The following is a 13,768-nucleotide window of genomic DNA, read 5'->3' as shown; positions in this document are numbered from 1 at the left end:
CCTGCCGGGCGCGCGTGCCGCGCACGCCCGGCATTGACCGGCGGATTTCGCGCCGGTCGCCCTTGAGAATCCCCCAGCCTTCGGCAACATGGCGGCAAGGCTGGGAGCGCAAGAATGAGCAAGGCCATTTCCGCAGCACCGGGCAAGTCCGTACCGCGCAAGGCGCCGATGGCGCTGACCGAAACGCTGGTGGCGCGGACCATGCGGGTGGTCGCGGATGCCGGGCCGACGCCCGGCATGGTCCACATGACGGACGCCGACTACGCGCGGTTTCGCGACGAGATCCTGGCCTCGGCGCCGCCCGGACCGGTGAAGCTGTTCGCCTATGGCTCGCTGCTGTGGAAGCCGGCCGGCGAGGTGCGGGGTGGCGAACGCGCGGTGGCGCGGGGCTGGCACCGGTCGTTCTGCTTCACGGTGCAGCGCTTTCGCGGCACGCTCGAACAGCCCGGCCTGATGATGGCGCTCGACCGCGGGGGCCAATGCCAGGGCATGGTGTTCGAAATCGCCGAGCCGGTTGCCGCCAATCTCGAAGCGTTGCTGCGCCGCGAGATGACCATCCTGCCCGCCGTCAACGTGCCGCGCTGGCTGCAAGTCAGGACCGAGAGCGGGGTGGGCCAGGCGCTCGGCTTCGTCGTCGATCCCGCCAATCCGCGCTATGCCGGCAAGCTCGACAAGTCCGCGGTCGCGGCGACTTTGGCCAAGGCCGTCGGCCATTGGGGCTCGGGCGCGCAATATCTGTTCGAGACGATCCGCCACCTCGACGCCTGCGGCATACGCGACCGCAATCTGTGGCAGTTGCAGGAACTGGTGGCGCAGGAGATTGGGCGCGACCATGCGGCTGTCTAGCCGTTCGCGGGTCTACCGGGGACCGTGCGAACCAGGAAATCCCGAAAGCTTTCCGGCGGCTTACCCGTAAGCGTGGTGAAATCGCTGGAGGTCGAGGTGTAACGGCCCTCGGCGATCGAGGCGCATAGTGTGGCGAAAGCCTGTGGCCAGGGGGTGTCGAGGCGCGCCGACGCCGAAGCCAGATAGTCGCTGAGGGCGCAGGGACGATAGCGCAGGGGCCGTGCTGTCGCCTCGGCATAGAAGGCAGCGATCGCGTCGAAGCCCTGCGCCCGATCTCCGGTGATTGTGTAGAGGGTGCGGGATGTGTCGGTCTTTGCCGCCGCCGCGGCGACGGCCGCCGCCACGTCGTCGCGCGAAACCGGCGCGACCAGGCCCTGTCCGGCAGGCAGCGCCAATTCCCCCGAGGCGGGCTCAAGCCAGGTGTCGAGAATGAAATCGCTGTAGAGGCCGCAGCGCAGGATGGTCGAGGGCACGCCACAGGTGGCCAGCCGGCGCTCGGCGTCACGGTAGACCGGTGCGTAGTAGAAGGGCGAGGGTTCACCGATATCGACGATGCTGGTGAAGGTGATGTGGCGGACACTGGCGGCCGCTGCGGCCGCGATGGCGTTGGCGTGATGGCACATGACCGCCTCCGCAGCGCCATCGCTTGAAATCAGGACCAGCTCGTCGATGCCGGTGAAGGCTGTCTTCAGCGCCGAGGCATCCTCATAGTCGCCGACGCGCAGCGCTGTTTCCCGGGGCAGGCGCCCTTGCGCGGCCTCAGGCTTGCGGACCAGCGCGGCCACCTCGTGGCCTGATGACACCAGCCTCGAGACGACCGCGCGTCCGACATGGCCGGCGGCTCCGGTGACGAGGATCATCAGGGTGCTCCATCTTCTGCTCAGTCCAGTCTTGTGCCAGTCCAATCTTGCACTTGACGAACATATATCCCTGCGGTTATACGTCAACCAATAGCCAACGGGTTATCGATCTGACATGCCGGATACCCATGACATGCTCTTCAGGACGCTCGCCGACCCGACCAGGCGGGCGATCTTCGAACGGCTGTGCCGCCAGGGCGAGCAGACGGTGGGAGCGCTGACGAGCCAGTCCGGCGTCTCGCAGCCGGCCGTGTCGAAGCATCTGGGCGTGCTCAAGCAGGCTGGGCTGGTGCGCGACCGCCACGAGGGTCGCCAGACGCATTACAGCGCGCAGCTTGGCGCGCTGGCGCCGCTGATGGACTGGACACGCGAGATGGCCGGGTTTTGGGAGGCTCGGTTCGATGATCTCGAGGATTTGCTCAAAAGGATGGACCAGTGAACGATAGTGCCACTGAAAACCGCACTGTCGTCGTCGAGCGGCAGATCTCCCATCCGCCGGAAAAACTTTGGCGCGCGCTGACGCAACCGCATCTGATGGAGGAGTGGCTGATGAAGAACGATTTCAAGCCCGCTGTCGGCCACCGCTTCAACATCAGCGCCGATTGGGGCGGCGTGCTCGACTGCGAGGTGCTGGCGGTCGAGCCGAACAAGACGCTGTCCTACACCTGGAACCTTGCGCACCAGGATCCGGCCTTCGATCTCAGGAGCGTGGTGACCTTCACGCTCACCCCGACGCCAACCGGAACGCATCTGCGCATGGAACAATCCGGCTTCCGGCCCGAGCAGCGGCGCGCCTATGGCGGCGCCAAGATGGGTTGGCCGCAATTCTTCGAGAAGCTTGAGCAGCTTCTCGACCGGACGGACTGAAATCCACCGGCCGATTTGAAAAACCGAAGCTGACTTCACCGGGCGGCCCACCGCCAGCAAAACCTATGGAGAAAGACGATGAAGATCAAACTGACCAGCATCTATGTCGACGACCAGGAAAAGGCGCTTGCCTTCTACACCGGCGTGCTCGGCCTGACCAAGAAGGCCGATTTCAGCAAGGGGCCGTTCCGCTGGCTGACGGTCGCCTCGCCGGACGAGCCCGAGGGCACAGAGCTGCAGCTGGCGCTCAACGACAAACCGGCGGCCAAGGCCTACCAGCAAGCGATGTTCGAGCAGGGTCAGCCGGCGGTGATGTTCTTCACCGACGACATCAAGGGCGATCATGAGCGCATCAAGGCGCGCGGCGGCAATTTCGCCATGGCGCCAACCGAGGTGACCGGCTCGACCATCGCCAAGCTCAACGATGGCTGCGGCAATCTCATCCAGATCACGCAGCTGGCGCGCTGGTAGCGCGCCCGGTTTTCACACATTTTCACGGGAGGTAAAATTGGACTGGAGCAAATGGATCAGGCAGGCGCATCGCTGGCTGTCGATCATCTTCACGGCGACCGTCGTCGCCAATTTCGTCACCATGGCGTTTGGACAGCCGCCCGCCTGGGTGGTTTATTCGCCACTGCCGCCGCTCTTCCTTATGCTGTTCAGCGGCCTCTATATGTTCGTGCTGCCCTATGTCGCGAAAGGACGTAGCGCACAGCGGGCCAACGGATAGGAGGAAGCGCATGGCCAAGTCGACGGCCGCCAAGGCTGAGCCGAAGCTGCTTTCGGGCGGCAATCCGCAGATCGCCAAGGGCTACGGCGATGCTCCCGTGCGGGCCTATATCGCGGCCATGCCGGGCTGGAAGCGCGAGATCGGCGGGCGGCTCGATGCGCTCATCGAGCGCGCCGTGCCCGGCGTGCATAAGGCAGTCAAATGGAATTCGCCCTTCTATGGCGTCGAAGGCGAAGGTTGGTTCGTCAGCTTCCATTGCTTCACCAGATACATCAAGGTGGCCTTCTTTCGCGGCCTGTCGCTGGATCCGGTGCCGCCGGGCGAATCCCGGAGCCGGGACACGCGCTACCTCGACATCCACGAGGACGGCGCGTTCGACGAGGCGCAATTCAGCGCCTGGGTGAAGCAGGCCAGCCAATTGCCTGGCGAGCGCATGTGAGCGCGCTGTTGTTCATGGTTTGAGGAGAAACAGCATGACCGGATCGCAGGAGAGCAAATCTGCCTCCGAACTGATCGACGGCAGGATCAAGGAACTCGGCGACTGGCGCGGCGACATGCTGGCCCGGCTGCGCGCACTCATCCATCAGGCCGATCCCGATGTGATCGAGACCTGGAAATGGCGCGGGGTTCCCGTCTGGGAGCATGACGGCATGATCTGCACCGGCGAGACCTACAAGAGCATCGTCAAGCTGACCTTCGCCAAGGGTGCTGCGCTGCCCGATCCCGCGCGCCTGTTCAACTCCAGCCTCGACGGCAATACGCGGCGGGCCATCGATTTTCAGAAGGGTGAGGAGGTCAATGAAGAGGCGTTGAAGGCGCTCGTGCGGGCCGCCGTGGCGCTGAATACTTCCAAGGCTCGAAAGTAACTGCGTCATTGGCAGTTATCCTACGGTCGACGTTAGCGCTGCCCCTCACTGTCCTGCCGGACATCTCTCCCCGTAAACGGGGCGAGAGGGCCTGGCCGCAACGCCGGCGCATTTTCTGCAACGCTGGCGATTGGCGAAATCGGCCACAACAGCGTCCCTCGCCCCGTTTACGGGGAGAGGATGCCGGCAGGCAGGTGAGGGGCAGCGCCGGCGTTGGAAGTTGTGGCGATTTCGACGCCCACGCGACCATGGGATCTGCCGGAAGGCAGCTGCTGATATCGCCTCGCACACCGCAAACCAGCCGTGTTTACGATCTGGGAAGCTTGACGGTGCTAGATAGCGCCGGATGATGGCTGGCCGCCTTGGCCGGCCCCCGGATGGATTTGCCATGAACAGCCCGATGCGCATGCCGTGGGTGGACACGGCCAAAGGCCTCTCGATCATCCTCGTGGTCATGATGTACGCGGCCTACAACACAGGCGAGTACACTGGCGGCGTCGGCTTCCTGCACTATGTCATCGGCTTCGCGACGCCGTTCCGCATGCCGGAATTCTTCCTGATCTCCGGCCTGTTCCTGTCGCAGGTGATCGACCGGCCGTGGCGGCGCTACATCGACCGGCGCGTCGTCCACTATCTCTATTTCTACGTGCTGTGGGCGATCATCTCGATCGGGCTCAAGATCGGCATCTTCAGCCGCGATCCCGCAGGCATGCTGCACGATCTGGCAATGGCCGTCGTCCAGCCCTATGGCGTGCTGTGGTTCATCTACATGCTGGCGGTGTTCGGCCTTGTGGCCAAGCTCTTGCGGCAGTTCGGCGTGCCCGCCTGGATTGTCATCCCGTGTGCCGGCGCATTGCAGATGTGGGCTCCGCATCCGGACAGCTATGCGGTCGAACAGTTCGCGGCCTATTTCGTGTTCTTCTATGTCGGCTTCGTCATGGCGCCGCTGGTGTTCCGGCTCGTCGAATGGACACAGCCCCGCCCGATGCTGGCCGTCGCCGGTCTGCTCTTGTGGGCTGTCGTCAACGGCCTGCTCGTCTATTCGCCGGGCTATGCCATGCAACCGGTCGGCATGCAGATGGGGCTGGCGGCGTGGCCGCCGCTGCATCTTACTCTGGCCGTCGCCGGTGCGGTGGCGCTGTGCGTGCTTGGCGGCGTGCTGTCGCAATTCGCCTCGATGGAATGGCTGCGCTGGCTCGGCGAACATTCGCTGGTCGTCTATGTCGCCTTCACCATTCCGATGTCGCTCTTCCGCGGCGCCGCACTGGCAAGCGGCCTGCTGACCGACACCGGCATGCTCAGCCTGGCGGTACTGATGGTCTCGATCATCAGCCCCGTCGTACTCTATCTCATCATCCAGCGCGTCGGCTTCGGCATGTTCCTGTTCGAGCGGCCGGCCTGGGCGCATATCGACAACAGCGCGCCGCTGGCGGCACCGAGCGCGGCGCTGCCTGCTGCCGCCGCTCAATCAAGCCGGACATAGCCGAGCCTGAGCAATTCCAGGAAAAGTGTGAAGCGGTTTTCCGTCCGGAATTGCATCAAAACAAGAGCCTCAGCCGTCCCGCAGCCACACCAGCATCTCGCCGGGCTCGCGATTGTCCCAGGCGTAATAGGGGATGGCGGTCAGGCGCGTCTCGACGCTGGCCGGCGGCTCACGTCGGTAGAGCCCGTCCTGCCAGCCGTCGCCGGCATCGGCGCGCGCCGTGGCTGAAAGCGTCACCACGCCGCCCAGCAGTTCGGGCGCTTCATGCGCCTCGATGCCTGCCGTGCGCGGCAGGGTCAGGCGATGCAGCCGGCTGTCATTGTCCGATGCCTCGACGCAGTAGATCAGCGGCCCGCGCGACAGCGCGACGCGGCCGGCATCCTGCCGGACCTCCGGATTGGCGTAGAGCCGCTCGATCGGCATTTCGAGGTCGAGCCGGACGCGGTCGCCCTTTTTCCAGCTGCGCCGGATCGCGGCATAGCCGTCGCTGGTCATGTCTTCGAGGTCGACCGCCTCGCCATTGATCTCAAGCGTCGCGCTGCTGCTCCATGCCGGGATGCGCAGATGCAGCGTGAACTCCAAGGGCGCTTGCGGTTCGACCGTGATCTCGACCGCGCCGTCCCAGGGATAGCGGCTCGCCTGCGTGAGCTGCACCGGCGTACCCGCAATGTCGAAGCGGGCGGTGGAGTCGCCGTAGAGATGCACGGCCAGCGCATCGTCCGCCAGGCTGTAGAAATAGCTGCCGATCGAGGCGACCATGCGCCCGACATTGGGCGGGCAGCAGGGGCAGCGGTGCCATTTCCACCTGTTGTGCCGGCCCCGGCTTTCCAGCGGGTTCTCGTAGAAGAACAGCGAGCCGTCGAGCGACAGGCCGGAGATCGAGCCATTGTAGAGCGCGCGCTCCATCATGTCGGCGTAGCGGGCGTTCGGCCCCATGCCGAGCATGCGGCTTGCCCAGAACACGAGGCCTACCGCCGCGCAGGTCTCGGCATAGGCGCTCTCATTGGGCAGGTCGTAGTCGCTGGTGAAGCCCTCATTGTGCGCCGACGGGCCGAGCCCGCCGGTGATGTAGAGGTTTTTCGTGGTGAGGTCGTCCCACAGCCGGTCGAGCGCGACGCGCAGGCTATCGTCGCCATATTCGGTCGCGATGTCGGCCATGCCCGAATAGAGGTACATGGCCCGCACCGCATGGCCGACGACCTTGTCCTGTTCGCGCACCGGTCTGTGCGACTGGCTGTATTCATAGGTCTTGAAATGATAGGCCTTGGGGTCGGCGCCACGGGCGCGCGCTTCCTCGTCGAAATAATGCGGCTGTTGGCCACGCTGGTCGATGAAGTACTTCGCCAGATCCATGTATTTCTGCTCGCCCGTCACCCGCGCCAGCTTGACCAGCGCCAGCTCGATCTCCTCATGGCCGCAATAGCCCTTCTTTTTGCCGGGCTCAGGCCCGAGCACCGAGGCGATGTGGTCGGCGTAGCGGCACATAATGTCGAGCAGCTTGCGCTTGCCCGTCGCCTGGTAGTAGGCGACCGCGCCTTCGATCAGGTGGCCGGCGCAATAGAGCTCGTGGCAGTCGCGCAGGTTGGTCCAGCGCTTGCCGGGCTGGATGCGCTGGTACCAGCTGGAGAGATAGCCGTCCTCCTGCTGCAATTTGCCGTACATGTCGATGACGGCGTCGATCTTCTTCTCCAGTTCGGGGTTCTTGCGCCGGTAGAGCGAATAGGCTGCGGTCTCGATCGTCTTGCCGAGATCGGAATCCCAGAACATCTGCGTCGTCACCGTCGAGCCGGTGAATTCGGCGCCCTGGCGGTCCGCTTCATCGGGCGAAGGCGAGTGGAAGGGGATGACGATGCCGGGCGAGGGGCGGTCTGGATCGATCTGCTCCAGCATGCGCGCCTCGACGCAGCGCTCGTAAAGGATGTCGGCGGTGCGGGTCGCCACCGCGTCGGCGCGGTCGCCCCAGAAGCCGTGCACATCGACCTGCGGCACCGGCAGCGGCCGGAAGGCGAGTTTCGGCTTTTCCTTCGTGGCGGGGCGGGGGGATGGCGATGCGGTCATGAACTCACTCCATTCAGTCTGTCTATTTAACGGCCCCGGCCATCAGGCCGCGGATGTAGAAGCGCTGCAAAGCAAGGAACAGGATGAGGCACGGCACCATCATCACGGTGACGCCCGCCTGCACGGCGCCCCAGTCGATGGCGCCGAAGCGGCCCGACTGCAGTGCCGTCATCATCACCGGCAGCGTGAATTTGGACTGGTCGGTCATCAGCACCAGCGCGGCGAGGAACTCGTTCCAGGCGCCGAGGAAGGCGAACAGCGCGATGGTGACGACGCCCGGCCAGACCAGCGGCAGCATCACCTTCAAAAGCATGGTGGCGTTGCCGGCGCCGTCCATGCGCGCAGCCTCCTCGATTTCGCGCGGCACGGCGTCGAAGGCGTTGCGCATCATGAAGATCGAAAACGGCAATTGCAGTGTCACATAGACGCCGACCAGGCCGGTCAGCGTGTTGTGCAGGCCAAGCTTGGTCAGCACCAGGAAGATCGGCGTCAGGATCGACTGGAACGGGATCATGATCGTCGACAGGATGAGGACGAAGAACAGGTCCTTGAACGGAAAGCGGAAGCGCGAAAAGCCGTAGCCGGCCAGCACGCTGACGATGACCGACAAAAGGACGGTCATCACCGAGACATAGATGCTGTTTTGCGCCGAGGCCCAGAGCCCGTCGCCGAAGGAGTTGAGCGTGGCATAGTTTTCCAGCGAGAAGCCCGTGGTCGGCCATGGCGGCAGCGGCGGCATGCGCGCCTCGGCCGCCGGCTTGAAGGCCGACAGCGCCGTCCACACGATCGGCGCGACGAACAACACCGAGGCGATGATGCCGGTGGAGTGCCTGGCGAGGCGGGCGGCAAACTTGCCCCGGGCTGAAATCGCCTGAGCCATCAGTCGAGCCCCTCGGGCTTGCGCAGCAGCCACAGCTGGATGAGGCTGAGCGCCACCAGGATGACCAGCAGCACCATGGAGAGTGCCGCGCCATAGCCCAGCTTGAACGACACGAAGGACTGGTTGAAGATCCAGTAGACCGCCGTCAGCGTCTGGTTGCGCGGCCCGCCGCGCAGGATGATGTAGAACTGGTCGAAGGCAAGGATCGAGCCCGCGACCGACAGGATCAGCGCCAGCGCCAGCGTGCGGCGCATCAGCGGCAGCGTGATCGCCCGGAACCGCGCAAACGGCCCGGCGCCGTCGATCACGGCGGCCTCCTGCAGGTCCTGCGGGATCGATTGCAGGCCGGTCATCAGGATGATCATGGTGAAGCCGGCGACTTTCCACACCACCATGGCGATGATCGACCAGAAGGCCGGCTGGAAGGTGGCGAGCAGGTTGAACTTCCTGTCGATCAGGCCGAGGTCGTAGGCGGCCGGGCTGAACAGGCCGGAATCGACGTTGAGCAGCCATGACCAGAGCAGGCTCGCCGAAGCGAAACCAACCACCGCCGGCATGAAGAAGAACGTGCGGTAGAGGTTGGTTAGCGGCCGCGGCTTTTCGATGAAGATCGCTAGGGGAAAGGCGACGGCGAAGATCGCGATGGTGACGATCACCGTGTAGTAGCCGGTGAATTTCAGGGCATTCCAGAACCTGGTGTCGCGCAGAATCGCCCAGTAATTGTCGAGGCCGATGAAGGCATGCTCGCCCATCAGCGGCCAGTTGTGCAGCGACATCCACGCCGTCATGCCGAGCGGGATGACGAAGAACACCATGACCAGCGCCACGGCCGGCGCGACATAGATGAGGCCGATCCATTGCCGGCGTCCGGCGCCGACGAGTTTTCGGGCGCGGGGCGGGGCGGCGGTGCTTGCGGCGATGGTGGTCATGCTTTGCCTGTTCTTACGTCGGATCCAATTGGACGCCCTACCTCCCCCTTGTGGGGAGGTCGGACCGCAGGTCCGGGTGCGGGACTGGCGCTGACCCCCACCCCGCTGCTTCGCAGCGACCCTCCCCACAAGGGGGAGGGTAAGGAATTGCCGGCCACCCGCCCAGGGAGAAAGGCGGGCGGCCGGCAGGCGGCCGCTACTTCTGCGGCGCCTGGTCGATGATCGACTGCATGGTCTCCTGCGCGTTGGCGATGGCGCCATCGACATCGTCGCCGAAGAAGACCTCGTTGATCATCTGCGTCCACGGGCCGTTGGCGGAGTTGATCAGATCGTTGAACACCACCGAATAAGGCGTCTTGCCCTTGGCCATGGCCTCGGCGGCGATCTGGTAGCGCGGATCGAGATCCTTCAGCGCATCCTTGGCGATGTCGCCGCGCACCGGCAGGCTGCCATATTTGGCGAGGATGGTCTGGCCTTCCAGCGAATAGGCGAAATCCAGGAATTCCTTCACCACGGCGAGCTTCTTGGTGCCCTTGGTGACGACGAAATTGTCGCCGCCGGCGAAGGACGACCAGCCGCCATCCTTGCCCGGCAGGAAGGTGACGCCGTAATCGACATTGGGATACTGGGTGTTGAGCGCACCGATGGCGAAGGCGCCGGAGGGCGAGATGCCGATATTGCCGGCGGCGAAGGCGGCAAAGAAGTTCGCGCCGGTGTCGGTCTGCGCGCCTGCCGGCACCAGATCCTTCTTGACCATCGAGCGGTAGAGATCGATGGCGCCGCGCAATTGCGGGCTGTCCAGCGTCGCCTTGGAGCCGTCCGCGCTCAGGATGTCGCCACCAGATGCCCAGATCAGCGGCGTGAAGGTGAAGATGTTGCAGCCGCCGCAATTGCCGGAGAAGTAGAAGCCCTTGATGTTGCCGCCGAGCGCATTGACCTTCTCGGCGTCGGCGGCGATCTCGGCCCAGTTGGTGGGGCCTTTTTCAGGGTCAAGGCCGGCCTGCTTGAACAGCTTCTTGTTCCAGATCAGCACCGAGGCGTCGGCCGAGAAGGGCAGGCCGTAAATGTGGTCCTTGTAGGTGCCGGTCTTGACATGCGCCGGCGACAGGCTGGCGAAATAGGGCAGGGACTTGGCCCAGTCGGTGATGTCCTCCAGCTGGCCGGCGGCGGCGAAGGAGGGGGTGTAGATGAGGTCGAGCGACAGCGCGTCGGGCGCCGTGCCGCCGGCGGCGGCCGCGCCATATTTCGGGATGATCTCGGCATTGGGGATGATGTCGAGCTTGATCTGGTCCTTATGCGCCTTGTTGTAGGCGTCGACGATGCGCGGCATGAAATTCGAGCCGTCGGCCCGCACCCATATGTTGGCGGTGTCGGCGGCGGCGGTGCCGAGACCGCTGCCGAGAACGGCAGTGGCCAGGGCCAGTTTGGCAATCAGGTTCCTCATGTTTTCCTCCTCCAAGGGTTGGCCGCTGTGCGCGGCTTGGCGCCGGTCACGCGGCGCTTTCGTTTTCAGCCGTCCGGTGAGCGGCCGCAGGACTGACGCACCACCAGCCGGCACGGCAGTTTTCGAATGCCCGGCGCGGCGGGCTGACCGCCGACCAGGGAAAGCAGGGTCAGCCCGGCCTCGCGCCCGAGGGCGACCAGGTTCATGTCGACCGAGGTCAGCGGCGGGCGCGTCGCTTCGGCGACGATCTCCCAATTGTCGAAACCGATGACGCCGACATCGCCGGGAACGTCGAGGCCGCGCTCGCGCAAGGCATCGATGACACCGCGCGCGATCTGGTCGTTGCCGCAAAAGACGGCGTCCGGCCGTTCGCTTTTGCCGTCGAACAATTGCGCCACCGCTTCATGTCCCCAGGCTTCCGACCAGGCGCCGAGCAGCGGATCGGTGACCGGCAGCCCGTTTTCGGCGAGCACGTCGCGATAGGCCTGGGCGCGGGCGTGCACCACGGCAAAGCTCGCCGGTCCGCTGACATGGGCGATGCGCCTGCGGCCGAGCCGGTAGAAATGTTCGACCGCCAGCCGCGCGCCGCCGGCGTCGTCCGAGACGAAGGCGACGGCGTCGGGATCGGGCTGGGTGAAGGCATAGATCACCGGGATGCGCAGATTGGCGAGATCGACGGGCAGATGGCGGTCGATGCGTTTTCCCGTGGCGATGATGCCGTCGACGCGCTTGTCGAGCATGGCCTCGACATGCAGCTGGCCCAGCCGCGGGTCCTCCTCGACATTGCACAGGAAAACCGAGACGCCATTGTCGACGAGCGCGTCCGAAATGCCCGACATCAGCGGCAGCGAGAACCGGCCATAAGTATCGTTGGTGAGCAGGCCGACGGTGAAGGAGCGACGCCTGAGCAGGCTCTGCGCCAGGCTGTTGGGGCGGAAGCCCAGGCTGCGCGCCGTCTCGCGGATGCGCTCGCGCGTCTCGGCGGTCATGCGCCCCTGGTCGTTGAGTGCCTTCGATGCGGTGGCAACGCTGACGCCGGCCCGCGCCGCCACGTCACGCAAGGTGACGGGCTTGGGGAAAACCGGAACAGGCTGATCGTCCGATACCATCGAGGATCCTTAGTTGGGAAAAGGTTTTCTCTTACAGGCCGGAACAAGGCCCGGCCAATGGCCGAGCCCGATCGAAACTGTTTGGAAAAACCTTTTCTCATGTCGAGGCTAAGCCAGATCGGGGGATCGTTCAAGGGGAAAGTTGACGTCGGCGATCGCTTCACCGCAAGCTTGGCATCGACGGATTTTCGCCGGAGATTCCGCTGCCGCTCCGGAAGTGTCAGCTAAGTGTTAATCGCTCCTGCGCCATGGTGGCTGTCCGCCAAGACAGCAGAGCCCCGCAATGTCCGACACACCCTACAATCCCAAAGGTCCGGCGCGGCCCGTCGCTTCGGCACGAAACGGGGAGGGTGGGCAGGATGCGCGTCGGGCCGAGCGTCGCCGCGATGCCGACATCTCCAAGCTCAACGCCGAACTCGCCGCGCAGGCGGCGCTGATCGCCGGCCAGGAGGTTGCGCTGGCGCACAGCCGCAAGATCTTCGACCGCGCCTCGGTCGCCGCGCGCATCGGCGTGTGGGAATGCAGCCTGCCCGGTGAACAATTGCACTGGACCGATGTGGTCTACGACCTGTTCGATCTGCCTCGCGGCACGGCACTCGACCGCTCGGAGATCATCAAGTGCTATCCTGCGGAGTCGCGCAAGGCGCTGGACAGTTTGCGCAGCCGCGCGATCGCCGAGCGCAGCGGCTTCACCCTCGACGCCGAGATCACCACCTTCGCCGGCCACAGCCGATGGATCCGCATCACCGCGACCGTGGAGTGCGAGGAAGGCGTGCCGGTGCGCATCTTCGGCATGAAGCAGGACATCACCGAGGAAAAGATCCAGTCGGACCGGATGCGCTATCTCGCCGAATTCGACGCCATGACCGGGCTTGCCAACCGCGCCCGCTTCCAGGCGCGGCTGGCGCAGGTGGATGCCAGCCGTCCACTGGGCGCGCTGCTGCTGATCGATCTCGACGGCTTCAAGGCGGTCAACGACACGTTCGGCCATGTCGTCGGCGACGAGTGCCTGAAGGCGGCGGCCGAGCGCCTCGCCGAAGGCTGCGGCGAGGCAGATCTGGTGGCGCGCGTCGGCGGCGACGAGTTCGCGGTGCTGCTTGGCTCGCATCTCGACCGGGCTGCCGTCTCCGGCGTGGCGCGCGAGATCGTCGAGAGCATGGGCAAGCCGGTCGCGATCCGCGGCCAGTCGCTGCGGCTGGGCGCCTCGGTCGGCATTGCATTTGCCGGGCAAGGCGCGCCTTGCGACCTGTTCGCGCAGGCCGACACCGCGCTCTACGCCGCAAAGGCGGCAGGGCGCAACACGTTCCGCATCTTCAAGACCGAGGCCGGCGGGAAAGGCCGCAGCGCTGCGGCGTAAAGGCCTGAGTTTTTCAGGGAAGGCCTGGATGGCTTCCCCTTGGAATTGTTTGCGAACAAAGAGATAGGGCTGTGATTTGAAGCTCTGAATCGCCTGACGGCACACTGCGTGTCGGTCATTTATTGTCCGCGCAACCTGGATACTCACCTCCCAGTGGCACCGCTCGCACCTTCGGGATTTCGGGCCACAGAGTCTGCCGAAGAGCGACGCCAGGCGACATTTTGCAAAGTGCCGACAGAACAGCCGTGGGACTTAACGTTTCCGCAAGCATTTCCCCGTTAGGTCGGTTGCAATGGCCTCGTGGCGGAGCGGCTACGCTGGAGACGGCAAATCTCTGAA

At 64.8% G+C, this 13,768-nt stretch carries 15 protein-coding genes; 9 read left to right on the top strand and 6 right to left on the bottom strand.

Features of this window, described 5'->3' with window-relative positions; translation table 11 throughout:
• The first annotated feature begins 114 nt into the window (after window positions 1-114).
• Window positions 115-846, top strand: a complete 732-nt coding sequence (locus AB4Z43_RS16875; protein ID WP_019859681.1) for a gamma-glutamylcyclotransferase — start codon at window positions 115-117, stop codon at window positions 844-846.
• Here AB4Z43_RS16875 and AB4Z43_RS16870 read toward each other — a convergent pair.
• Window positions 843-1,706 (bottom strand): NAD(P)H-binding protein, encoded by an 864-nt coding sequence (locus AB4Z43_RS16870; RefSeq protein ID WP_019859679.1) that lies wholly within the window; start codon window positions 1,704-1,706, stop codon window positions 843-845. The two genes, AB4Z43_RS16875 and AB4Z43_RS16870, sit on opposite strands and share 4 nt — an antisense overlap.
• Window positions 1,707-1,821: 115 nt before the next feature.
• Here AB4Z43_RS16870 and AB4Z43_RS16865 point away from each other — a divergent pair, with 115 nt between their 5' ends.
• The 7 genes from AB4Z43_RS16865 (at window position 1,822) to AB4Z43_RS16835 (ending at window position 5,652) form a co-directional block, all read left to right on the top strand.
• Window positions 1,822-2,145: an ArsR/SmtB family transcription factor gene (locus AB4Z43_RS16865; protein ID WP_010910781.1), complete on the top strand. Its 324-nt coding sequence runs from the start codon at window positions 1,822-1,824 to the stop codon at window positions 2,143-2,145.
• On the top strand, window positions 2,142-2,573 hold the full coding sequence (locus AB4Z43_RS16860) for an SRPBCC family protein (protein ID WP_069092737.1): 432 nt from the start codon (window positions 2,142-2,144) through the stop codon (window positions 2,571-2,573). Before AB4Z43_RS16865 ends, AB4Z43_RS16860 begins: the two co-directional genes overlap by 4 nt.
• Window positions 2,574-2,651: 78 nt before the next feature.
• The gene (locus tag AB4Z43_RS16855; RefSeq protein ID WP_019859677.1) at window positions 2,652-3,044 is read left to right on the top strand and encodes a VOC family protein; all 393 of its coding nucleotides are present in this window, start codon (window positions 2,652-2,654) and stop codon (window positions 3,042-3,044) included.
• A gap of 37 nt (window positions 3,045-3,081) precedes the next feature.
• Entirely contained in the window at window positions 3,082-3,303 is a 222-nt protein-coding gene (locus tag AB4Z43_RS16850; RefSeq protein WP_019859676.1) for a hypothetical protein, read from the top strand.
• Between the two features lie 10 nt (window positions 3,304-3,313).
• On the top strand, window positions 3,314-3,742 hold the full coding sequence (locus AB4Z43_RS16845; protein WP_019859675.1) for a DUF1801 domain-containing protein: 429 nt from the start codon (window positions 3,314-3,316) through the stop codon (window positions 3,740-3,742).
• A 34-nt stretch (window positions 3,743-3,776) separates the two neighbouring features.
• A complete protein-coding gene (locus tag AB4Z43_RS16840; RefSeq protein WP_019859673.1) occupies window positions 3,777-4,169 on the top strand; it encodes a DUF1801 domain-containing protein in 393 nt (130 codons plus the stop codon).
• Window positions 4,170-4,557: 388 nt separating this feature from the next.
• Entirely contained in the window at window positions 4,558-5,652 is a 1,095-nt protein-coding gene (locus AB4Z43_RS16835; RefSeq protein ID WP_019859672.1) for an acyltransferase family protein, read from the top strand.
• A 69-nt stretch (window positions 5,653-5,721) separates the two neighbouring features.
• Here the strand turns inward: AB4Z43_RS16835 and AB4Z43_RS16830 are convergent, their stop codons facing one another.
• The 5 genes from AB4Z43_RS16830 to AB4Z43_RS16810 all read right to left on the bottom strand — a co-directional run bounded on the left by AB4Z43_RS16830 (window position 5,722) and on the right by AB4Z43_RS16810 (window position 12,072).
• Window positions 5,722-7,710, bottom strand: a complete 1,989-nt coding sequence (locus tag AB4Z43_RS16830) for a glycoside hydrolase family 127 protein (RefSeq protein ID WP_019859671.1) — start codon at window positions 7,708-7,710, stop codon at window positions 5,722-5,724.
• 22 nt (window positions 7,711-7,732) lie between these two features.
• Entirely contained in the window at window positions 7,733-8,590 is an 858-nt protein-coding gene (locus AB4Z43_RS16825) for a carbohydrate ABC transporter permease (RefSeq protein ID WP_019859670.1), read from the bottom strand.
• Window positions 8,590-9,519, bottom strand: coding sequence for a carbohydrate ABC transporter permease (locus tag AB4Z43_RS16820; RefSeq protein WP_064985921.1), 930 nt, complete (start codon window positions 9,517-9,519; stop codon window positions 8,590-8,592). The genes AB4Z43_RS16825 and AB4Z43_RS16820 overlap by 1 nt, the downstream gene beginning before the upstream one ends.
• A gap of 196 nt (window positions 9,520-9,715) precedes the next feature.
• Window positions 9,716-10,963: an ABC transporter substrate-binding protein gene (locus AB4Z43_RS16815; RefSeq protein ID WP_027047123.1), complete on the bottom strand. Its 1,248-nt coding sequence runs from the start codon at window positions 10,961-10,963 to the stop codon at window positions 9,716-9,718.
• Between the two features lie 65 nt (window positions 10,964-11,028).
• Window positions 11,029-12,072, bottom strand: a complete 1,044-nt coding sequence (locus AB4Z43_RS16810; RefSeq protein ID WP_038648461.1) for a LacI family DNA-binding transcriptional regulator — start codon at window positions 12,070-12,072, stop codon at window positions 11,029-11,031.
• Between the two features lie 283 nt (window positions 12,073-12,355).
• Here AB4Z43_RS16810 and AB4Z43_RS16805 point away from each other — a divergent pair, with 283 nt between their 5' ends.
• Window positions 12,356-13,429, top strand: a complete 1,074-nt coding sequence (locus tag AB4Z43_RS16805) for a diguanylate cyclase domain-containing protein (protein WP_441938473.1) — start codon at window positions 12,356-12,358, stop codon at window positions 13,427-13,429.
• The last annotated feature ends 339 nt before the right edge of the window (window positions 13,430-13,768 follow it).

The organism is Mesorhizobium sp. 2RAF45, from assembly GCF_052115225.1.
Taxonomy (GTDB): domain Bacteria; phylum Pseudomonadota; class Alphaproteobacteria; order Rhizobiales; family Rhizobiaceae; genus Mesorhizobium; species Mesorhizobium jarvisii.
This window is presented reverse-complemented; position numbering and strand designations above follow the sequence as displayed.